Source organism: Salinadaptatus halalkaliphilus (assembly GCF_006543045.1).
Classification (GTDB): Archaea; Halobacteriota; Halobacteria; order Halobacteriales; family Natrialbaceae; genus Salinadaptatus; species Salinadaptatus halalkaliphilus.
The window spans coordinates 14,073-33,099 of sequence record NZ_RBZW01000058.1 but is presented as its reverse complement, the minus strand read 5'-3'; the positions used below and the strand labels follow the sequence as shown (position 1 = coordinate 33,099).

Genomic DNA, 19,027 nt, shown 5'->3' with positions numbered 1-19,027 from the left:
CGTCATCATCGCTCAGGAGATCGTCGTCATCGTCGTCCATCAATCCTTCATCGTCATCGCCGATCAAATCGTCGTCATCGTCATCGCCCATCAACCCGTCGTCATCGTCGTCCATCAATCCTTCATCGTCGTCCGTTAACCCGTCATCGTCGTCACCGATCAGGTCGTCGTCGCTCCGGCCACGGTCGCCGTCGTCGCCCATCAGCCCATCGTCATCGTCCACGAGATCGTCGTCATCGTCACCGAGCAGACCGTCATCCGTGTCGGTATCTCGATCAGCCGTCGTTCCGGCGCCGGCACTGCCGGTGGTCTCCGTACCCATTCCGGCTTCGCCGCCAGCGGCACTCGTCCCCATGCCTTCGTCGGTGGTACCCATCTCGGACTCGCTGTCCGAGAGGTCGCTCTCGAGGTGGACCGCGTCGTCGGTCACGCGGGTCACGGCCTGTTCCTGGAGGGGATAGGTGTCGTCGTCGGTGCCACCCCAGCCGAGTTTCGCTTTGATGGTGTCCGTGATCCCGGGGTCGGGCTCGACGTGAGCCGTCCCGTGTTCGACATCCGCCACGATGCCGACTTCCTCGTCTCGCGCGTTGATAACCGTCTTGCCGATATCGTCGTCAGTAAACTCTGGACTCATTGCAGTCGATAACACGACACCGACCCACACAACGGTGTGGCTTGCAAGTACCGACCGATCGGGCTCGAGTCCGTCGTTTTGCCGAACTGTGGCGACACCATCAGTAGGCGGCTGTCAAAAACGCGGTTGGAAACGGACACTCGTGGACCGCCGTGTTCGGCCGGAGGGTTCGTTCTCGACACCGTCGACAGCCCGTGGACGACGCTCGAGTCGCCGCGGATCAATCGAGCGGGATCGGCGGCGCTGTCGTTTCGTCTTCGGCGACGTTCAGTTCGGCGGTGACGAGCGCGCGGTAGGCACGGCGGAGGCGTTCGGAGAGCGCCTGGTGTGAGATGTCCAGTTCCTCGGACAGCTCCTGCATCGATACCTCGCGCGGAATCTCGAAGTAGCCGTGGTCGATGGCCGCGACCAGCGTCTCGTACTGCCGCGGCGTCAGGCCACACTGGGAGTGGCTCTCCTCGGCCAGATCGAACAGCCGGACGATCGTCGGCGAGATGTCGTTCTCGACGAGTCGGTCGTAGAGCGAACTCACGCACTCGCGATCGACCACGCGGATGCTCAACAGCCAGGTGCCACTCGAGGCTGACGCGCTCAACACCGTCCCGCCCTCTTCGAGGACGACTGCGAAGACGTCGACGGTGTCGGGATCGAACTCGAGGTCGTAGAGCCAGCGATCGTCGTCGTCGCTGATCAGCGAGTATTCCCCGATCGCGTCGGCCTCTTCTAAAGCCATCTCGACATCGTCCTGTGGCGGCCCCGAGAGCCACAGCCCGTGCCCGCTCGAGGCGATGACTCGCTCCATCTCGCAGTTCAGCGACGGTACCGTTTCGAAGAGTTCGCCAAGTCCGGTTCCCTCGGCCGGAATCTCGATGTCAGCGATCGATGTCATATGTCTCACCCCCTGCTACAACGGGGACCCGTATAATCTCACTTCCAAAGAGATTAGAAACTCTTATAGCGACTTTCGAGACATCTGAACCGTTCTTTCTGCCCGTCTGTTGGAGCCAATGGACTGTCGGTCAGACCGACTAATACGGCCGTCGGAGCGTTTTTTTCGGTGATCAGCGACCCGTCCGGGTGATCTCCGGTAAAGAACGACACCGGGTCGTATGCAACTACCCGGTCGTCGGCGACTGTCTGGTTGCCGGGGGACTGCCGAGCTACCGGTCGTCATCACTCACAGCGCCAGTGGCGGAGCCAAATCGCAGCGGCTCGAGCGCTCGAATCGTTTCGAGAAGCGCCGCGCGGTCGTCCTCACCTCGGCCGACGACCTCGATGAAGTCGTCCTCGCCACGGTTGGCGTATTCGACGGGCATCGATCCGTCGGAATCACGCGGGAAGCCGTCCTCGACCCACTCCATGAACCCCTCGCGGACCATCGGGGCCTTCACGCGACGCTCGCTGTAGAAGCGCTCGATCATCGCGAGACCCTTGTTACAGACCCGCGGGTCCCAGCGCTGTGTCGCCTGATTCCCGTCGAGATCGGTCGCCTCACCGTAGTTCATCGAGGGACCCAACCGCGTGATCTCGCCGTTCGAGACCGACGCCTCGAGGAGTTCCTCGCTGATCAGATCGCCGTCGACGATCTGGACCTCCCGAACGCGGTCGACGACCGCTCGCCTGATCTCGTCGTCGGTCTGGGGTCGCTCGGTTGTCATAGTCGACGCTACAGCACAGACGGTATTTCACCCGGCGGCTCTTCCCAAGGCCTGGGAAGACAGCACTGACGGACATCAGTCCGGACGTATCCTTGCAGCAGGCCACTCCCGGAGTGGACGAGTGGACATCGACCGTCGTGGTACCACGACCCTCGCAAAGGTTATGCCGGGTCCGATCCTACAGTTGGTTGTAATGGCAAACGGTAACGTTGATTTCTTCAACGACACAGGCGGCTACGGTTTCATTTCGACGGACGATGCGGACGATGACGTTTTCTTCCACATGGAAGACGTTGGCGGTCCGGACCTCGAAGAAGGCACAGAGATCGAATTCGATATCGAACAGGCCCCCAAGGGTCCACGCGCGACGAACGTCGTCCGCAACTAATATCGTCTATCCGTCGCCTCACGGCGACGATAACTAGCAGATCATTTTTCGCAGCGTCACCCACAGAGCAGGTGTGCCGGTCGACAGCGAGCGGGTCTTGTTTCTTGTGTCCGACCACAGCGTCGATCGGGTAGCGTATCGCCGGTGACGCCAGCGCTTGACATCCTCCCACCCCTGAAGGATGGGGTTCCGGTCGCTACGTGTCATACTCCGTCACACGTTCAGAACAGTTCGACCTGTACCCCGTCTTCCTCGAGGTCGTCAGCGAACGCCTCGGCGTCGGTTTCGATCGGATCGAACGTGTCGTAGTGGATCGGCAAGACGAGATCCGGGTCGACAGATCGAGCGAAGTCGGCGGCCTCGTGGCGATCCATCGTGAAGTGGCCGCCGATCGGCGGGACGAAGACGTTCGCCGTGACGGATTCGTGATGCACGAGGAAGTCGGAATCGGAGGGGAGAAAGACGGTGGTCCCCTCGAGCGATACCAGCAGGCCGATCCCGTCGCCCTCGGCGTGGAACGGGTTCCCGTCGTCGTCGACGTGAGCGCCGTCGGGTTCGTTGTAGGCGGGCATCGTCTCGACATCGATGCCGTCGACGGTCGCTTCGCCCTCGTGGGGGAGCTCGAGGACATCGGTCTCGAGGGCGCTGGTGTCGACACCCTCGAAGGCGGCGACTGTCGTCTCGCTCGCGGCGACGGCCTCGATGCCGTCGGGATCGTAGTGATCGAAGTCCTCGTGAGTTACGAGGACGACGTCGGCGTCGCCGGGTTCGTCCGCGAGGAGGTCACTCCAGGGATCGACGTACAGGACCGTCCCGTCGTCCGTCTCGATGCGAACGCTTGCGTGGCCGAGCCGTTCGAACTCGAGGCCGTCGTATTCGACTGTCATCGTCTCGGGATACGTGCTTCTGTGGGTTATTCGTTACCCACACACGGTGGCGCGACGCGTTCGTACACCCTGGGTGGTAACCGACGCCACCGGGTCACGCCGGCGACTCGTACTGGGTCACTCCTCGCGCTCGAGTTGGTCGCCGCCGAACTCGTCATCGCTCTGGATGCGGGAAGCCTGGGGACCGTCCTGATCCTGGTACTTCGAGCCCCGATCGCTGCCGTAGGGTCGATCGGCTTCGGTCTTGAGTTCGGTAAACGTCAACTGCGAGATGCGCATCCCTGGTGTCAGGGCAACGGGTGCACTCCCGAGATTCGACAGCTCGAGGGTGATCTGGCCGCGATATCCCGGATCGCAGAGGCCTGCTGTGGCATGAACTACCACGGCAAGCCTCCCCAGGGAAGACCGCCCCTCGACGTGGGCGATCAGATCCGCAGGAATCTCGACGCGCTCGTAGGTCGTCCCGAGGACGAAGTCGCCGGGATGCAGGATAAAGTCGTCGTCGTCGTCGACGACCGTCTCGGTGACGTACTCGTCGACCTCGCGTTCGGAGTTGGGATGGATACAGGGGATGTTCGTTCGCTGGAACTCGAGAAACTCCCGGCCGAGTCGCAGGTCGACGCTTGCGGGTTGGATCTGCAACTCGGGATTGTCGAGCGGATCGACGACGAGGTCGCCGTCCTCGAGCCGCCGCAGAATGTCCGCATCGGAGAGGATCATACCCGACGAGTCGAACGGCGCTGTGGTAAATTGCCCGATTCGATGTCGACCGCGGTCGGATCGACCGCTGATCGTCGAGCGTTACTCCCGGGCGTCGTCGATCGCCGCGGCGACGGGGTCGAACGCGATGGCCTCGAGGTCGACGATATCGCCGTCGACGAAGACGGTCGGGGTGCCGCCGACGCCGTTGGATTCGCCGTTCGAGCGGTCGGCCTCAAGGGTGTCGCGGTGGGTTTCGTCTTCGGCGGCCTCGCGAACGCTCGGCCCGTCGAGGTCGAGGTCGTCGGCGACGCTCTCGATCGTATCGTAGCCGTAGCCGTTCTGGTGTTCGTAGATCTCGCCGGCAAAGGAGAAGAAAGCGTCGTCGCCGTCGCTTTCGAAGACCTCTCGAGCGCCGCTGGCGACGGCCCACGACCAGGTGTCGTCGACCGGAATCGGGAAGTCGCGGTGCTCGTAGCGAATCGCGCCCGAATCGAGATACGCCTCCTCGAGTTGCGGAAAGACCTCGAGTTTGAAGTCTCGACAGTACGGACAGGAGAAGTCCTCGTAGACCGCGACTGTTACGTCGGCGTCCGGATCGCCTGCGACGGGCGGGTCGGGTGCGTCTTCGCTGCCGAGACAGCCGGCGGCGATTCCGGTACCGGCGGCCGCCGCGGTTCCGAGAAGCCCACGCCGTGTCAGGTTCATGACGGCCGCTAGTGATTCCGCGCGCAAATACGTATCGCATCCGGGCAACGGCTCGACCGGTGGCGATTTATCCGTCGATCGTGAGGGGAGAGCTATGAAACAGGCCATCGTCGCTCGCACCGATATCGGGATGGGTCAGGGCAAACTCGCCGCACAGGTCGCCCACGCGTCGCTGTCGGCGTACGAAACGGCGGACAGCCAGCTTCGCAACCAGTGGAAGCAGGGCGGACAGAAGAAGATCGTTCTCGAGGGCGAGAGCGAACGGCAACTGCACGAACTCTCCGAAATCGCCGACAGCGACGGCGTTGCGAACGCGCTGATCCGCGACGCCGGCCACACCCAACTCGAGCCCGGGACCGTCACGGCACTTGCCGTCGGCCCGGCGGCCGACGACCGCGTCGATCGGATCACCGGCGATCTCCCGCTGTTTTGAGGTGGCGTGGACGCGGCGTGGATCGGTTCGGTATCAGGTGGATGGCGCCGGTATCTACTCGAGCGTCGGCGAGTCGACGGACCGCTCCCGACCGGCGCTCGATCGGCCCTCGTCCTCGCGTTCGGCGTCGATCTTGTCGATCAGGAGGTCGACGGCCATCCGGTTTGCGCCTTCGGGGATGATGACGTCGGCTTGCTTGCGCGTCGGGGCAACGAACTGTTCGTGCATCGGCTTGACCGTCTCTAAATACTGTTCGATAACGCCCTCGAGGTCGCGACCGCGTTCGACGACATCGCGTTCGATTCGCCGGAGGATGCGCACGTCGGCATCGGTCATCACGTAGACCCGAAGGTCGAGCATCTCGCGGATCGTCTTGTCGAACAGCGCGAAGATTCCCTCGAGAACGATCACGTCCGACGGCTCGACCGTGATGCGTTCGTCCGTCCGGTTGTGGATCTCGAAATCGTACTGTGGCATCTCGACGGACTGGCCGAGTAACAGCGACTCGAGGTGCTCGCGAAGCAGTTCCCACTCGAAGGCATCGGGATGGTCGTAGTTCACGTCGGCCCGTTGCTCGTACTCGAGGTGAGAGAGTTCTTCGTAGTAGTTGTCGAGTGGAATCCGCGTGACCGGCTCCCCGACGGTGTCGGCGACGTTGCGTGCGACCGTCGTCTTCCCAGCCCCCGTTCCGCCGGCGATGCCGATTGCAAACGACGGGATACTCATCGTCAGTAGCTTGCGGTCGCCAGTCTTGAATCCGATGATCTCGAGCGGTGTCGACGATGCGGTCACGTTAGGACAGCTCGTCCGCGTCGTCACCGCGCGATCGATGTTCCGACAGCGCCTCTTCGATCGTCAACTCGCCGGCTGCGACCCGTCGGGCCAGCATCTCGTCGATCGCTCGATTCGTCTCGCTGTGCTCGCGTGAGCGATCCTTGATGACTTGTAACTCACCAGCTGTGGGCTCGATCTCGCGACCGTCGACGACCTCGCCCTCGAGGCGAGCGATATTCACCGCGGCCAGGACGTCTTCCATGCCGCGTGCGCCGGTACCGAGGTAGGGCGTCGTCGCGGTCTCGTCGACGAGTTCGACGCGGACATCCTCGAGGTCGTTGACGAGTTTCGTACTCTGGAGTCGGGCACCGTCACCGATTCTGACGATTGGATCGGCCGCGTCGTCGACTTCGCGCTCGATCACGTCGACAGCGTCACCGAGCGGAACCTGGAAGGCGGCGACGACGGTCTCGCCCGCGAGAACGGCGATACCCGGTTTCTTCCCGGGATCGACCCCGACGATCGTTCGCCCGCCCTCGCCCCGAACCGCGGTCAGGGCCTGATCGACCGCTCGACGCGGTTCGTCCGGCGATGCGACGATCGTCGTCACGCTCGTGGCCGAAACGTCCTCGTCGTGATCCGGACCAGTGATCACGACCGTCGTTGCGTCGGGCAGCGCCTCGTCGGGTTCGACCGTGGTAAACGTCGCGCTGCGGTCGCGTAGCTCGTTGACGACCCCGTGGTACAGCTCGAAGTCCGACGTGGCGACGACGATCACACCACGGGTTTCGGCACCGGCCAGAATAAACGTATCCGCTCGCGGTGTCGGGACGGGACTGGCCTCGAGCGGCTTCCGGGGGGTTTTTGCGCGAACGATTCGAATTTTGACCGTGAACGACGAGCCGATTTCGACCGGCTGTGGCCCGGTCGACGAGTTACTCGGCGGGGGGTTCGAACGCGGGACCGTCACACAGCTGTACGGGCCGCCGGCCGCCGGCAAGACGAACGTCGCCCTCTCGGCGGCGGTCGAGGCAGCAGTCGACGGCGGGACGGTCGTCTACATCGACACCGAAGGCGTCTCCGTCGATCGCTTCGAGCAACTGCTGTCGGCTCACGTCGAGGACGCCAAGCGAGCCGCTCGAGGCGGCTGCCACGACGCCGAGCCGGCCACCCGTGACGAAACCGGCGACCTCGATGTCGAGAGCGTCGCCTCGCGAATCGTTATCGAGGACGCGCTGGATTTCGAGGAACAGGCCGCAGCCGTTCGCGACGCCGAGGAGTTCGCACAGCGGGCTGACCTGATCGTTCTCGACAGCGCGACCGGCTTCTATCGTCTCGAGCGAACCGCCGACGGCGACGAGGGCGAAGCCTTACGAAGCGTGACGCGGCAGGTAACGCACCTCCTCTCGCTGGCCCGCAAACACGATCTCGCGGTCGTCCTGACCAACCAGGTCTTTGCCGATCCCGACGCCGATCGCACCCGCGCACTCGGCGGAAACACGCTCGAGCACTGGACCGGCGTCGTCCTACGACTCGAGCGGTTTCGGGGCGGCAAGCGACGAGCGACGCTCGAGAAGCATCGATCGAAGGCGGTCGGCGAGTCGGCCCAGTTTGCGATTACCGACAGCGGTCTCGGCGGCGGGACGGATTCGGCCCGTCGTTGACCGACGATGAAAAAACGCGCCGACGGCGGCGGGGGGTTCGAACGTCGGCTATGGAACGGACGACTCTCGAGGTCACCGGCATGGCCTGTGACGGCTGCGAATCGACCGTTGTCGAAGCCCTCGAGTCACTCTCGGGCGTCTCGTCGGCGACCGCGAATCACGAGGCCGACGAGGTACAGGTCGAACACGACACGGCGACCGTCAACGAGGAAGCGATCACGAGTACGATCGTGGATGCCGGCTACGAACCCGCGGCTTGATACGGATTGCCGTACCGATGTACGGGTGTAACCGCCACCCTGGTCGCGGATGTGGTGGAACTGACGTACAGCAAAAACGATATGCCAGAAAATATCGTCTGCGGCGTACAGTTATCGTTTCTATCGGCCGAGCCAAAACACGATACCGACGACCGGGCCTCGGAATCACCCACCGCGGCACACGGGAGTCGGACTTCCGTCAGACGACGACTGGCAACCTATTTTCGGACGGAGGGTAAAGCACGCCCATGGAAAGTCTCAACCGAATGGCGATCGAGCTGGTCGACGAGGCCCTCGAGTACGTCGAGGAGCTCAACGTCGGCGGCTACGATCTCGCTAACGACGCAGCGGTTATCGACTTCGGGCTCGAGTTCGACGGCGGTGTCGAGGCTGGACTGTTGCTCACCGAGATTCAGACGGCCGGACTGGCGACGCCGAGTTACGAACTCGGGACGATCGGCGACGCGCCGATCCCGTTCGTCGAACTGACGACCGACCAGCCGGCGCTGGCGCTGCTGTGTTCCCAGAAGGCGAGTTGGGAGCTGACGACCGACGACTTCGAGGGGCTGGGTAGTGGCCCGGCTCGAGCGCTCGTCGCTCGCGAAGAGGAGTTTCGTCGCGTCGGCTACACCGACGCCTTCGATCTGACGGCGCTTGCCGTCGAGACCACCGACGAGCCGACCGAGGCAGCCGCCGAACAGGTCGCCGAACTCGCGGAGGTCGAGCCAAGCAGTGTCTTCCTGCTTGCCTATCCGACCGCCAGTCTCGTCGGCAGCGTGACCAACGCGGCTCGAGCGGCCGAACTCGCGACGTTCCGGCTCGCCGAACTGGGCTACGACCTGCACGATATCGTCTCGGCGACGGGGCGTGCACCGGTCGCGCCCGTCGCCGACGACGAACGCACCGCGATCGCCCGCACGAACGACGCGATCGCCTACGGCGGGACGGCCCATCTCACGGTTCGAACGGACGACGATATCTTCGACGACGTCCCGTCGGCCGCCGCCACGGACCACAGCCGACCGTTCGCCGAGATCTTCGACGATTTGGACTGGCAGTTCGACGAAGTCCCCTCGGATCTGTTCGCCCCTGGGAAGGTGACGATCGACGTTCTCGGCGGTCCGACCTACGTCCACGGCGAGACCGACGAGGACCTGCTCGTCGAGTCGTTCGATCTGTAAGCAGCGAGTCCTCGATCGCCATCTATGAAATTCAAACCCGTTCCCGATCCGCCCGCCGATTTCGCGGCCATTGAGACGATTCACCGCGCCGTTCCGACCGAGCCCGATAGCGTCGACGATTGTTGTGGCGAACTCGTCGCCGAAACGCCGGTGTCGACCCGCGACGACGCGGCGACCTGGTTGACATTTCTGCGTGCGCTCGAGGCCGCCGAGGAGACCGACACCGGCTTCCAGCGACGTGATTTCGCCTCGGGGTTCGATGCCGATCGCGTCCGCCGAGCGTTTCGCGAGCGCGTCCACGGTGTCGAAACCGTCCTCGAGGTGCTCGCCGAGGCGGATCGATCGCTCACCCTCGAGGAAATGTCTCGATATCTCGCCGATCGAGAGGCGCGCGTCGGTGCGTCACGAGGGACCACTGGGGAGAGCGAGGACGACGCACGAGCGCCTCGCGTCGAGCGCCTCCTCGAGTGGGCCGTACTGTTCGACCTCGCGGAGCGAACCGACGGCCGCTATCGGTCTCGGTGAGTTCGCGCGCCGTCGTCACGCCTCGCCGACCCACTCGTAGCCGTCGGTTGTCTCGCGTATCCGTCCGTCCTCGAGCCATCGCTCCGTAACTCGTTCGAGGCCCTGCTCGTAGGTCGGAACGGCCGGTTCCCAGTCGAACGTTTCGCGGACGCGGTCGTTGGTGGTCGGCATCGAGTTCGTCAGCAGACGAACGGTATCTCGACCGACGAACGCGCGGGCGAGCCAACCGGGGAGACGCCGCGGCGACGCAGCCTCGAGGCAATCGGCGAACGTTCGGAGAAACGCAGCCAGGGTCACGGGTTCGTCGTCGACGACGTGGTACAGTCCGGTGGCGTCACCCTCGGCTGCCGCGACGAATGCGGCCGCGGCGTCGTCGACGTGAATCGTCGACAGGGTGGCGTCGCTGCGGCCCAGGAGTCCGCCACCGACAATCGGCATTCGGCCCGCAAGAAGGTCGCGTCCGAACCGGCGCGTGTGTGCGCTGTCGTGGGCGTAGAACCAGCCACCCCGCAAGGTCACTGTATCGAGGCCGCTATCGGCGGCTCGTCGCTCGAGCAGGCGCTCGGCCTCGAGTGCGGATCGGGTGGTCCGATCGGGGGTAGGCGTTGAGCGCTCGTCGAACGCGCTCCCGTCCGGCTGGCGGGCGACCCAGACGACACTTTGCATGAGAAATCGATCGGCATCGGCCTGCTGGGCTGTCTCGAGGAGGGTTCGGGTACCCGTCGTTCGAATCCGATCGTTGCGCTCCCAGTCCGATTTCGAGGGCTTCGATCCCGTGGGTATGGCGGTCGCCGCGTGGACGACGACGTCCGTGTCGTCTACGGCGTCGACGAGTGAACTCCGATCGAGAACGTCACCCTGGCGCGGCGTGGCACCACGGTCGCGAACGAGCGCCGCGCCGCCGTCGTCACGGACGAGTCCGACGACGTCGTGGCCCCGGTCGGTGAGTTGCGCGACGATACGGCGACCGAGGACGCCGGTCGATCCGGCTACGAAGACATCCATGACAGATTATTGTCGAGGGAACGGTATCGAATTTGACCCGAAGACGTGCTGTCCGTTTAAGAACCACGGCTGACCATTCGACCATATGAAACGCGTCAGGCTCACTCTCCATGGCTCGGCGATGGCATCCCATCCCGTCTTCGGGCCGCTGACCGATCCGGCGGTGGTCGATCGCGCTGAGACGCTATCCTGGAACGTCACGGACGATGGGCAGGCGACGGTCCTGATCCGGATCGAGGGCGACGCATCGACGCTGGCTGCAACCTTCGAGAACGTCACCGAAATCGAGACCGTCGAGTGGCACGCACTCGAGGACGGGACCACGCTCGCATTCGTGCGCGACGACGGAACGGCGGTGTCACGGACGGTTCTTCGGTCGTTTACGCGAGACGGACTCTTGGTCGTGCCGCCCGTCGTCTACGCGGACGCAGGCGTCTCGTTTACCGTCGTCGGCGATCGACGCGCCCTCCAGACGGCGATGGATGCCGTTCCCGAGGGAATGACGGTCGACGTTCGCGAGATCGGGACACCCGCGAAAGCGGTCGAGCCGACGAGTGCACTGAGCAAGCGCCAACTCGAGGCCGCGCGGGCCGGTCTCGAGATGGGGTACTTCGATGTCCCACGCCGAGCGAGCCACGAGGACGTGGCAGCCGAACTCGAGTGTGCACCCTCGACGGCGGCGGAGCATCTGCAACGAGCCCAATCGAAACTCGTGCGAGCGTCGCTTTCGTCGGTCGAGTGACCGGACCCCGAACAGGACAGTCTCGGGCGGGATATTACGCTCCGCGCTCGGCGTACTCGAGGAGGATCGTTCCAGCCCGAACGGCGACGTAGAGCAGCGACGTGACCATGCCGATAGCCAGTACGGCGTTGCCGAGGACGGTGACCGACAAGAGGACGTCCGCTGGAAGCGGTGACTGACCGAGCAGCACTCGGAATGGGAACGTCAGTACCCGGAGTACGATCGTCGCGGTGATGGCGACGGCGATCCAGGCCAGAAAGATGCCGGCAACGATCAGGGATTCCGAGAGCGCCCACCGGAGTCGACCGCGGGGGGAGTCAGGGAGGATCGGCTGATGCACGCGTCCGTCGGGACAAAATTCTAACGGGTTAACGGCGTCGACTCGAGCACCGGAAACGAACGATATCGGTCCGTGTCATACCGTTTACTGGAAGTCAGTTCCGGCGTAACCGCCACCCAGTCGCGGTTGCACCGGTTGACTCGCTTCGCTCCTCGACCGAGACTCGTCTCACACAGTTCGACTCACCGCCGGGACATCGGTACGGCAGACCGTCTCATACGGATTGTTGTAGCGTTTTACCGGTGATCACCGGTAAAGAACTACAACGGTCCGTATCCATCCATCGGATGGATGTCGGTAACCGTCCCGACGCCTTTGGACCGGCCCTCGCGGAAGACGAACTTCTGGCCTTCCTCGACGAGGTAGGGCCGGAACTTGAATCGCACCGTCGTTTCTCCGGTGTCACCGGGCAAGAGTCGCCCGTCGTCGGGGTAGAACGCCGCGGCTTCGCCGATGGTCTCGAGGTGGACGACGGGTTCGTAGCCGTCGCCGATTCGGGTCGGGTGGTTGAGCACCATGACTTCGGCCTCGAACTCCCGGACGGGGTCGGGATCGGCCTCGCGGGGGAGAAGCACCATGCCGCGTTCGATGGCGCTTTCTTTGATTCCCTTGAGCGCGATGCCGACGATACGGCCGGCCTGGGCTTCGTCGACGCGGTGGTAGTGCATCTCGATCGAGCGGACCTCGACCTCCTGAAAGCGACCGTCGGGCATCGGGCCGATCAGGAGTTCGTCGCCGGTTTCGACTTCACCGGCCATCACCGTTCCGGAGGCGACTGCGCCGACGCCGGTAACCGAGTAGCTGCGATCGACGTACATCCGGAACTCGCCGGTGTCCTTGGAGGTTTTTGGGAGGCGGTCGAACAGTTCGTCCAGCGTGTCCAGGCCCGCCATCGTGATCGCACTCGTCTCGACGATCGGGACGACGCGCTCGCTAATCTCGTCGATCGCGGCGTCGACCCCGTGGCGCGAAACACGAAGCGGTGACTTCTCGACCTCCCGGAGGAGTTGCTCGACCTCGCGTTCGACTTCCTCGACACGGTCCTCGTCGACGGCGTCGGTCTTGGTGATCGCGACGATGGTCGGCAGATCGGTCGCGAGTAACACGCCGAGGTGTTCGCGGGTAGTGCGGGTCGGTCCGTCGTCGGCGGCGACGACCAGCAGGCCGTAGTCGAGTTTCTGTCCGACGAGGCCGCGAATCGTCGTCCGTAACCAGGGCTCGTGGCCGACGGTGTCGACGAACGAAACCAGGCGGTCGGCCTCCTCGACGACCTCCGCGCGGTCGCCCTTCCGGTTGGGGTTTCGAACGCGAACTGGGCCCGACTCGTCGAAGCCGTAGACGGCATACGAGAGGTCCGCCGAGAGCCCCCGTTCGACCTCGTGGGGCTGGACGTCGAGGTAAGACCGCGTCGCGCCGTCGCCGTCGTCCGGGTTGCCGGTCACGAGCGAGCCAACGAGCGTACTCTTGCCGTGGTCGACGTGGCCGGCCGTCCCGACGACGACGTGTTCGTCGTCGCGCTCGAGGACGCTCCCTTCCCGAAGCGAGGCGACACCGACGATCCCCGCGCCGATGCCCCACGTCTGGACGTCGTCGATGTGGGCGTCGGCCTCCTCGGCGAGCAACGAGAGGACGTCCATCGTCTCGGAAAAGGTATCGGGGTCGATCCCGGCGAGGCCGCCGTCGTCGGTTACCCCGACTACGTACGTCGCCTCGCCATCGCCGGAGAGCAATCGGTGTCGAAGCTGGGCCGCCAGGCTCTCGCGTCGGCCACCCTCGAGGTGGACATCCCGTGAGAGTCGTTCCTTGAATTCGACGTTGCCACCATCCTGTTCGCCACGGTCCAGGGCTCGCTCGAGGAGAGCCCGGTCACGGCTCATACCCGTCGGTAGCGGCCCACAGGGCAAAAGCTTTCTCGTTACATGGTAACAAGCCCCATGGAACGGATTCAGTAGTGATGACGGTCCATCGACCGATTGTCCATCGGGGGCGGTTTCAAGGACCTCGAGGCCCTACAATCCCTATGAGTGTCAGCGGCCTCTGTCAGGTCTGTGAGTCACGGCCGGCCCAGGAGCGCTGTGACAACTGTGGGGCCCTCGTCTGTGCGTCCCACTACGAGCGCAGCCACGGGCTGTGTGCCGATTGTGCGACACAGGCTGACCCGACGCGATCAGACGACATCGATATCCGCCGGTTCTGAGCGGATGACGTCGATTCGTGACCTCCTCGCCGACTCGATCCGCGTGGGAACGACCGTTCGCGTCGCGCTCGAGCGTCGAGACGGTCGCCTCGTCGCCGACCACCCGAACGACGCGAGCCCCGTCGATATCGTCGTCGTCGAGGACGTGTGCCGTCTCGACGAACGGCCACCGGACGAACCGGTCACCGTCGAGATCCTGGACCGACTCGTCGGCGGCCGAGTCGCGGCTCGAGTGGTCGAGACGGGCGCGGACGGTTCCCAGCAGTAGGAACTAGAACTGGTACCGTCGCTCGTCGTCCATCGATGGGTACTGGTCGGCGCCGGTCATCTCGTCGAATGTCATCCCTGACAGATATTCGTCGTACGTGACGTCGAAACCCGACCGAAGGTGAAAATCCAGCGTCCCGGTTTCGACGCTGGTCTGAAAGAGCATGTGAATCGCTCGTCGGACGAGTTCGTCGGTTTCCTCGGGCTCGAGGGCGGTCTCGAGCAAGGCGAGTTCGTTTTTCGTCTCGCGGTCGAGTGAGACGGCGAGTTCGTCGTCGGCATTGGCGTATGCCTGTTCGATTTCGTCGTTGAGATCCTCGAGGCTCATGCCCGAGAGGTGGTCGGCCCGGTGGAAAGTCCTTTCGTGGTCTATCGACATCGGGCGACCACTCACCCGTTTCCGTTAGGGACGAGCTTCGGGCTGGAACCGCCGCTGTACGGCCTCACGAACGCGCTCTAAGACGATGGGGTTGTCGCTCGGCCGGCCGACGCTGACCGCGTCGGCACCGTACTCGACGTACTCGCCGACGGTCTCGTCGTCACGGACGCCGTTGTTCGCGATGACGAAGAGGTCGGTCGCTTCGGCGACATCTGCGATCACCGCCTCGGTGTCCATCGCATCGACGTGGATGAAATCAGCTCCCACCGCCTCGAGATCGGCAGCGAGCGTCGCCAGATCGACAGTCGGGACTTCCGCCCGGACTTTCACGCCGGTCGTGACGCCGGTTTCGGCCGCCGTCTCGACGTAGCGACTGAGTCGCGGTCCGTCCTGGAGGAGCGTCTCGCCACAGCCGACCGAACACAGTTCGTCCTGCCGACAGTGGGCGTTGATCTCGAGATACGCGCCCCGATTCCGACAGATGCGAGCCGCATCGGCGATCGGCTTCCGGGTCGCCGATCGAACGTTGAACGCCGGCTGCAGCGGGACATCCTCGAGCGCCGCAAGTTCGCGGTCGACAAACGCGAACGGATCGGCCGGCAGAAACTCCGTTCGATCGCGCTCGACGAGGTCGCGAGCCGCGTCTCGAGCGTCGGTATCGAGTGCGATGCCGCCGAGGAACGCCCCACCGGCGTACTCGCTGCCGGCGCGGGCCCACTCCGCGTCGGCTTCTCCGCTGAGACTCGCGAGCGCGAGCCGAGGAGTGAACGAAACCATCTCACTTTGTGCGCTCGATGGCGTCTTCGACCGCCCGAACGACCCGCTTGGCATCGGCGGGCGAATCGATCGCGATATCCGTTCGTATCGTCGGTCGATCGAACTCGGTGTCGTCGTTTTCGTCGATGATGAACGCGTCCGCGAATGGGTACGCACTGGCCAACCCCTTCGTGTTCGGCACCGCGTCAACTGCTTGCATCAACGCGCCGGCTGGGCCAGAAAAGGCCTCGTCGCCGAGAAACGGCGAGACGGCGACGACGATCGTCTCCGACAGCGCTTCAGCGATACCGGGGAGAGCAAGCAACGGCCCGATGCTGGTCACTGGGTTCGAGGGACCGATGACGACCGTCTCCTCGAGGGCCTCGAGGACACCCGGTGCCGGTGTCGCGCTCGAGGACCCCCGAAATTCAACGTTGTCGACCGCCGGTTCGCCGCCGTGACCGACCCAGTACTCCTGAAAGTGCATCATTCCCTCCTCGGTGTGGACGAGGCTGGCGACCGGATCGTCGCTCATCGGGACGAGATCGACCGAAAGGCCGAACGCGTCGGCCAGCCGATCGGTCGCCTGGCTCAGGGTCAGTCCGCGGTCGAGGAGACTCGTTCGCGTGATGTGGACGGCCCGGTCGCGGTCGCCGATGGTCATGAACTCGGCGATGCCGGAGAACCGTCGCCAGGCAGCGAGATCACGGCCGTCGGTCTGGCGCTCCTCGGAAAGATACTGCGGACCCTGGGGAAGTCCGGCCGCCGACGCGATGTCTTCTAACGCCGTATTCGTCCGGTGGGTGTCGCCCTCGAGCCCCCACCACGTTTCTCGATCGAGCACACCACCGCCCTGAAAGAGCAAGGTATCGACATCCGGTGAGACGAACAGCCCACCGAGTTCGATGTCGTCGCCAGTATTGGCGACGATCGTCGTTTCCTCCGGCGAAAACGCGGCCCCAGCCCCGTCTAAGAGCTTCGGCGTTCCGGTGCCCCCGGAGAGGAAGGTTACCATACGCTATACTCTCGCATCGGGGTACTTAATCACTGTCGCTCTCGTTGCCGGAGCGTCGTCCGGTCAGACCGCGTGATACGGGTTACTGTATACTGTCGGACAGAATTATAGTAACGACTGCAACGATGTACAGACAGTATAAGTCAGTTCCAGCGCAACCACCATCCCGGTCGCGGTTGCACCGGTTGACTCGCTTCGCTCCTCGACCGAGGCTCGTCTCACACAGTTCGACTCACCGCCGGGACATCCGGTACAGCAATCCGAGTTAGTCGCCGATCCAGTCGGCGAAGCTTCCCTCGAGCAGTGTCTCGCGCTGGCGACTCACGTAGCGTCGTTGCATCGTTTCGATCGCGTCCGCGAGCGCCGCGCCGCCCTCGAGTTCGGCGCCGACCTGTTCGTGTTTCCACCGGGCCGGCGTCGTCGCCTGCCGAACCCGGCGCCGAAGCGGATAGAGATACTTCGCGGCCTCTTCGTCCGTCAGTCCCCGGTTGACGAGCCCGTCTTCGGCGTGTGCGAGCAGATCTTCGTAGAGGGCGAGCCTGTCGGTCGTCTCCTTGCCGTCGTTCGTGATCCACGTCAATTCGGCATCGAGTCCGTCTCGCATCGCCGCGTAAAAGTTCTCGTGAGCGCGTTCCCAGTCGAGTTCGACGACCGGATGTTCGAGCCGAGTGAGACTCTCGAGGGCGCCGGCGAAGGCGGCGAGGAAGGCAGTGCTGTCGCGGACGGTTGGCTGGGCCGGAATCGGCCGGAATTCGATACGCGCGTTCGCGGCCGAGCGAGTCGGGCCACCGAAGACGGGGCGAACCCACCGCCAGTAGGTTCCGTGTTTGCGACGGAAGTGTGGGAACTGATCGTCGAATCGTTCGCCGGCCTCGACCGGCATCGGGACGATCGTGTCGTCGTCGACGATTCGATCGACTGCTTCCTCGACGGTGTCTAAGTCCCGGGGGAACCGTACCTTCCCTTCACCAGTCGAGGGATCGTTGAGCACGGTCTCGAAGACGTTGATTCGGTGTTCCATCCAGGCGTCCTCAAGGACCGTTTCGGCCGGGACATCGTCGTAGAGGTCGGCGGGGAAAAACGGCGAGTTGACCCCGAGTGCGAGCAGCGGGCCGGCGATCCGCAGCGCGTAGTTGAAGTACAGCGGGAGATCGGACGCGTGAGCCACCTGATAGTGCGGCTGGATCGACGTGATAAGACTCTCGGGCATGACGGTATCGGCCTGCAACGAAACGTTGGGTGCATCGAGCAGCATGCCGGCCGCCTCGGCGCGGTCCGTGTTGGCCATCGCGTGGTATCGCGCGGAGTCGCTCATGTTGGTCGCGATTCGGACCGATCGCTCCGAGCCGTCCTCGGTCACCGCTGTCCGCTCGACGCTGTCGGTGAGATACGTTTCCGCGTCCTCACCTTCCGGCGGGATGGTCCAGAGCCCGTCGCTGACCAGGCGCATCCGTTCGGACTGGGTCACATCGAGTGCGGTCTGGAGCCGTGCCTTGACCTCCGACTCCTGTGCTCGCAACCCGTGGGCGTTCAACGGCTGTGGGCTCGTCGTCATCTCGGCGTTGTGCAATCCCAGTTCCTTCTCGAAGCCGATGAGCTCGAGGAGGCGACGCGGGACGCGTCGCAACTCGCAGCCGTCGTCTTTGATCGCGTAGAACTCGTACTCGAGGCCGACGATCGCTTGCGGGTTGTCGAAGACGCCGTCGACGATGGCGTCTTTGATCACCTCGCCGTCCGCGCCCGTTTGCTCGCGGTAGTCCGAGGAATCGACCGAGAGCACATCGTTCACCCGGGCTGCGAGCTCCTCCTCTTCTGGCATACGTCCGTCTGCGTGGCCGACTACTGTTAAATCCACCCCTTGGCGATTGCCGGTTGCGCCACGTCCCGCCACACACCCTCCCAAAGACACTTGTTTCATACCACTGAACAGTCGAGTATGGTCACACACTCGTCACTCGAGGGGCTCGCGACGACCTGCAAGCGGTACGGTCCCGGCCGACTACCGAAGGCCGACCGACGCGCGATCGGTGCTGGCTACGCGGGAGCCTCGGCGGCGGTGGCTATCGCCCTCGCGTTCGCGGTCGGGATGGCCGTCTTCCACCTCCTCGGTTCACCCGCTGGCGTCGGCCACGTCTTCTGGGCGATGAGTGCCCTGGTCGCCGTGCCGATCGTCGTCCCCGCAGCGTTCTGTGCCAGCGCCGCCGTCTGGCGGTGGCTTCCCGAGCGGGTGCCCTACACCGGTGCCGTCGCCGGCTTGCTCGCGACCGTCCTGACGTACCTGTTGTCGCTTGCCATCGTCTTCGCGATCTTGCTCGGATTCGCTATCGCCGACGGCAGGACCGATCTCCTCGTGGAAGCCGCCGGATTCACCGTCATCATCGGCTTTTTCGCCGCGATCCTGACAGCGTGGCTGACGCTCCCGCTCGGCTGTGTCTGTGGGGCGGTGTACGAACGTGCCCGGCAGATTCCCTCGGGGCCGGCACCCACACAAAGCATTTATAAAAATAATAAGTAA

Annotated in this window: 23 protein-coding genes and 2 pseudogenes; 10 read left to right on the top strand and 15 right to left on the bottom strand. The window is 64.1% G+C overall.

Annotated elements, in window-relative coordinates:
* Position 1: 1 nt before the first annotated feature.
* The 3 genes and pseudogenes from D8Y22_RS16650 to D8Y22_RS16640 form a co-directional block, all read right to left on the bottom strand.
* A pseudogene (locus D8Y22_RS16650) lies at positions 2-634 on the bottom strand (PRC-barrel domain containing protein); the annotation flags it as partial.
* A 220-nt stretch (positions 635-854) separates the two neighbouring features.
* Positions 855-1,523 carry a helix-turn-helix domain-containing protein gene (locus D8Y22_RS16645; protein WP_141465817.1) on the bottom strand — a complete coding sequence of 223 codons (669 nt, stop codon included), beginning with the start codon at positions 1,521-1,523 and terminating at the stop codon, positions 855-857.
* Between the two features lie 379 nt (positions 1,524-1,902).
* A pseudogene (locus D8Y22_RS16640) lies at positions 1,903-2,187 on the bottom strand (hypothetical protein); the annotation flags it as partial.
* A 298-nt stretch (positions 2,188-2,485) separates the two neighbouring features.
* On the opposite strand from D8Y22_RS16640, the gene D8Y22_RS16635 reads away from it, so the two are divergent.
* Positions 2,486-2,680, top strand: coding sequence for a cold-shock protein (locus D8Y22_RS16635; protein WP_006087710.1), 195 nt, complete (start codon positions 2,486-2,488; stop codon positions 2,678-2,680).
* Between the two features lie 221 nt (positions 2,681-2,901).
* On the opposite strand, the gene D8Y22_RS16630 is transcribed toward D8Y22_RS16635, so the two are convergent.
* The 3 genes from D8Y22_RS16630 to D8Y22_RS16620 form a co-directional block, all read right to left on the bottom strand.
* Positions 2,902-3,567: an MBL fold metallo-hydrolase gene (locus D8Y22_RS16630; protein WP_141465816.1), complete on the bottom strand. Its 666-nt coding sequence runs from the start codon at positions 3,565-3,567 to the stop codon at positions 2,902-2,904.
* Between the two features lie 117 nt (positions 3,568-3,684).
* Positions 3,685-4,287, bottom strand: coding sequence for a dCTP deaminase (dcd, locus tag D8Y22_RS16625; RefSeq protein ID WP_141465815.1), 603 nt, complete (start codon positions 4,285-4,287; stop codon positions 3,685-3,687).
* Between the two features lie 81 nt (positions 4,288-4,368).
* The gene (locus D8Y22_RS16620) at positions 4,369-4,974 is read right to left on the bottom strand and encodes a DsbA family protein (protein ID WP_141465814.1); all 606 of its coding nucleotides are present in this window, start codon (positions 4,972-4,974) and stop codon (positions 4,369-4,371) included.
* A 94-nt stretch (positions 4,975-5,068) separates the two neighbouring features.
* Here D8Y22_RS16620 and pth2 point away from each other — a divergent pair, with 94 nt between their 5' ends.
* Entirely contained in the window at positions 5,069-5,407 is a 339-nt protein-coding gene (pth2, locus tag D8Y22_RS16615; RefSeq protein ID WP_141465813.1) for a peptidyl-tRNA hydrolase Pth2, read from the top strand.
* A gap of 54 nt (positions 5,408-5,461) precedes the next feature.
* Here pth2 and udk read toward each other — a convergent pair whose 3' ends face one another.
* Entirely contained in the window at positions 5,462-6,133 is a 672-nt protein-coding gene (udk, locus tag D8Y22_RS16610) for a uridine kinase (RefSeq protein WP_141466079.1), read from the bottom strand.
* Between the two features lie 67 nt (positions 6,134-6,200).
* The gene (locus D8Y22_RS16605) at positions 6,201-6,959 is read right to left on the bottom strand and encodes a hypothetical protein (RefSeq protein ID WP_141465812.1); all 759 of its coding nucleotides are present in this window, start codon (positions 6,957-6,959) and stop codon (positions 6,201-6,203) included.
* A gap of 112 nt (positions 6,960-7,071) precedes the next feature.
* Here D8Y22_RS16605 and D8Y22_RS16600 point away from each other — a divergent pair, with 112 nt between their 5' ends.
* The 4 genes from D8Y22_RS16600 (at position 7,072) to D8Y22_RS16585 (ending at position 9,811) form a co-directional block, all read left to right on the top strand.
* The gene (locus D8Y22_RS16600; protein ID WP_141465811.1) at positions 7,072-7,845 is read left to right on the top strand and encodes an AAA family ATPase; all 774 of its coding nucleotides are present in this window, start codon (positions 7,072-7,074) and stop codon (positions 7,843-7,845) included.
* A gap of 50 nt (positions 7,846-7,895) precedes the next feature.
* Positions 7,896-8,105, top strand: coding sequence for a heavy-metal-associated domain-containing protein (locus tag D8Y22_RS16595; protein ID WP_141465810.1), 210 nt, complete (start codon positions 7,896-7,898; stop codon positions 8,103-8,105).
* A gap of 248 nt (positions 8,106-8,353) precedes the next feature.
* Positions 8,354-9,286: a methenyltetrahydromethanopterin cyclohydrolase gene (mch, locus tag D8Y22_RS16590; protein WP_141465809.1), complete on the top strand. Its 933-nt coding sequence runs from the start codon at positions 8,354-8,356 to the stop codon at positions 9,284-9,286.
* Between the two features lie 24 nt (positions 9,287-9,310).
* On the top strand, positions 9,311-9,811 hold the full coding sequence (locus tag D8Y22_RS16585; RefSeq protein WP_141465808.1) for a hypothetical protein: 501 nt from the start codon (positions 9,311-9,313) through the stop codon (positions 9,809-9,811).
* Positions 9,812-9,826: 15 nt separating this feature from the next.
* Here D8Y22_RS16585 and D8Y22_RS16580 read toward each other — a convergent pair whose 3' ends face one another.
* Positions 9,827-10,816: an NAD-dependent epimerase/dehydratase family protein gene (locus D8Y22_RS16580; protein ID WP_141465807.1), complete on the bottom strand. Its 990-nt coding sequence runs from the start codon at positions 10,814-10,816 to the stop codon at positions 9,827-9,829.
* A gap of 85 nt (positions 10,817-10,901) precedes the next feature.
* Here D8Y22_RS16580 and D8Y22_RS16575 point away from each other — a divergent pair, with 85 nt between their 5' ends.
* On the top strand, positions 10,902-11,558 hold the full coding sequence (locus tag D8Y22_RS16575; protein ID WP_141465806.1) for a helix-turn-helix domain-containing protein: 657 nt from the start codon (positions 10,902-10,904) through the stop codon (positions 11,556-11,558).
* 34 nt (positions 11,559-11,592) lie between these two features.
* Here the strand turns inward: D8Y22_RS16575 and D8Y22_RS16570 are convergent, their stop codons facing one another.
* The gene (locus tag D8Y22_RS16570; RefSeq protein WP_246084484.1) at positions 11,593-11,898 is read right to left on the bottom strand and encodes a hypothetical protein; all 306 of its coding nucleotides are present in this window, start codon (positions 11,896-11,898) and stop codon (positions 11,593-11,595) included.
* Between the two features lie 260 nt (positions 11,899-12,158).
* The gene (locus D8Y22_RS16565; RefSeq protein WP_141465805.1) at positions 12,159-13,775 is read right to left on the bottom strand and encodes a GTPBP1 family GTP-binding protein; all 1,617 of its coding nucleotides are present in this window, start codon (positions 13,773-13,775) and stop codon (positions 12,159-12,161) included.
* A 143-nt stretch (positions 13,776-13,918) separates the two neighbouring features.
* Between D8Y22_RS16565 and D8Y22_RS22475 the strand changes: the two genes are divergently transcribed.
* Together D8Y22_RS22475 and D8Y22_RS16560 are read left to right on the top strand one after the other, a co-directional pair.
* Positions 13,919-14,095 carry a hypothetical protein gene (locus D8Y22_RS22475; RefSeq protein ID WP_174811892.1) on the top strand — a complete coding sequence of 59 codons (177 nt, stop codon included), beginning with the start codon at positions 13,919-13,921 and terminating at the stop codon, positions 14,093-14,095.
* A gap of 4 nt (positions 14,096-14,099) precedes the next feature.
* Positions 14,100-14,363: a hypothetical protein gene (locus tag D8Y22_RS16560; RefSeq protein WP_141465804.1), complete on the top strand. Its 264-nt coding sequence runs from the start codon at positions 14,100-14,102 to the stop codon at positions 14,361-14,363.
* A gap of 3 nt (positions 14,364-14,366) precedes the next feature.
* Here D8Y22_RS16560 and D8Y22_RS16555 read toward each other — a convergent pair whose 3' ends face one another.
* The 4 genes from D8Y22_RS16555 to D8Y22_RS16540 all read right to left on the bottom strand — a co-directional run bounded on the left by D8Y22_RS16555 (position 14,367) and on the right by D8Y22_RS16540 (position 18,331).
* Positions 14,367-14,690, bottom strand: coding sequence for a hypothetical protein (locus tag D8Y22_RS16555; protein ID WP_141465803.1), 324 nt, complete (start codon positions 14,688-14,690; stop codon positions 14,367-14,369).
* A gap of 75 nt (positions 14,691-14,765) precedes the next feature.
* A complete protein-coding gene (locus D8Y22_RS16550) occupies positions 14,766-15,518 on the bottom strand; it encodes a tRNA-dihydrouridine synthase (protein WP_141465802.1) in 753 nt (250 codons plus the stop codon).
* 1 nt (position 15,519) lies between these two features.
* Positions 15,520-16,512, bottom strand: coding sequence for a 2-phospho-L-lactate transferase (gene cofD / locus D8Y22_RS16545; RefSeq protein WP_141465801.1), 993 nt, complete (start codon positions 16,510-16,512; stop codon positions 15,520-15,522).
* A 265-nt stretch (positions 16,513-16,777) separates the two neighbouring features.
* On the bottom strand, positions 16,778-18,331 hold the full coding sequence (locus D8Y22_RS16540) for a hypothetical protein (protein WP_141465800.1): 1,554 nt from the start codon (positions 18,329-18,331) through the stop codon (positions 16,778-16,780).
* A 117-nt stretch (positions 18,332-18,448) separates the two neighbouring features.
* Here D8Y22_RS16540 and D8Y22_RS16535 point away from each other — a divergent pair, with 117 nt between their 5' ends.
* The gene (locus D8Y22_RS16535; RefSeq protein WP_141465799.1) at positions 18,449-19,027 is read left to right on the top strand and encodes a hypothetical protein; all 579 of its coding nucleotides are present in this window, start codon (positions 18,449-18,451) and stop codon (positions 19,025-19,027) included.

Bases quoted from the DNA above. Each gene is read 5' to 3' on its own strand.
- D8Y22_RS16645 (WP_141465817.1), bottom strand. From the start codon at position 1,523: ATGACATCGATCGCTGACATCGAGATTCCGGCCGAGGGAACCGGACTT.
- D8Y22_RS16635 (WP_006087710.1), top strand. From the start codon at position 2,486: ATGGCAAACGGTAACGTTGATTTCTTCAACGACACAGGCGGCTACGGT.
- D8Y22_RS16630 (WP_141465816.1), bottom strand. From the start codon at position 3,567: ATGACAGTCGAATACGACGGCCTCGAGTTCGAACGGCTCGGCCACGCA.
- dcd (WP_141465815.1), bottom strand. From the start codon at position 4,287: ATGATCCTCTCCGATGCGGACATTCTGCGGCGGCTCGAGGACGGCGAC.
- D8Y22_RS16620 (WP_141465814.1), bottom strand. From the start codon at position 4,974: ATGAACCTGACACGGCGTGGGCTTCTCGGAACCGCGGCGGCCGCCGGT.
- pth2 (WP_141465813.1), top strand. From the start codon at position 5,069: ATGAAACAGGCCATCGTCGCTCGCACCGATATCGGGATGGGTCAGGGC.
- udk (WP_141466079.1), bottom strand. From the start codon at position 6,133: ATGAGTATCCCGTCGTTTGCAATCGGCATCGCCGGCGGAACGGGGGCT.
- D8Y22_RS16595 (WP_141465810.1), top strand. From the start codon at position 7,896: ATGGAACGGACGACTCTCGAGGTCACCGGCATGGCCTGTGACGGCTGC.
- mch (WP_141465809.1), top strand. From the start codon at position 8,354: ATGGAAAGTCTCAACCGAATGGCGATCGAGCTGGTCGACGAGGCCCTC.
- D8Y22_RS16585 (WP_141465808.1), top strand. From the start codon at position 9,311: ATGAAATTCAAACCCGTTCCCGATCCGCCCGCCGATTTCGCGGCCATT.
- D8Y22_RS16580 (WP_141465807.1), bottom strand. From the start codon at position 10,816: ATGGATGTCTTCGTAGCCGGATCGACCGGCGTCCTCGGTCGCCGTATC.
- D8Y22_RS16575 (WP_141465806.1), top strand. From the start codon at position 10,902: ATGAAACGCGTCAGGCTCACTCTCCATGGCTCGGCGATGGCATCCCAT.
- D8Y22_RS16565 (WP_141465805.1), bottom strand. From the start codon at position 13,775: ATGAGCCGTGACCGGGCTCTCCTCGAGCGAGCCCTGGACCGTGGCGAA.
- D8Y22_RS22475 (WP_174811892.1), top strand. From the start codon at position 13,919: ATGAGTGTCAGCGGCCTCTGTCAGGTCTGTGAGTCACGGCCGGCCCAG.
- D8Y22_RS16560 (WP_141465804.1), top strand. From the start codon at position 14,100: ATGACGTCGATTCGTGACCTCCTCGCCGACTCGATCCGCGTGGGAACG.
- D8Y22_RS16555 (WP_141465803.1), bottom strand. From the start codon at position 14,690: ATGAGCCTCGAGGATCTCAACGACGAAATCGAACAGGCATACGCCAAT.
- D8Y22_RS16550 (WP_141465802.1), bottom strand. From the start codon at position 15,518: ATGGTTTCGTTCACTCCTCGGCTCGCGCTCGCGAGTCTCAGCGGAGAA.
- cofD (WP_141465801.1), bottom strand. From the start codon at position 16,512: ATGGTAACCTTCCTCTCCGGGGGCACCGGAACGCCGAAGCTCTTAGAC.
- D8Y22_RS16540 (WP_141465800.1), bottom strand. From the start codon at position 18,331: ATGCCAGAAGAGGAGGAGCTCGCAGCCCGGGTGAACGATGTGCTCTCG.
- D8Y22_RS16535 (WP_141465799.1), top strand. From the start codon at position 18,449: ATGGTCACACACTCGTCACTCGAGGGGCTCGCGACGACCTGCAAGCGG.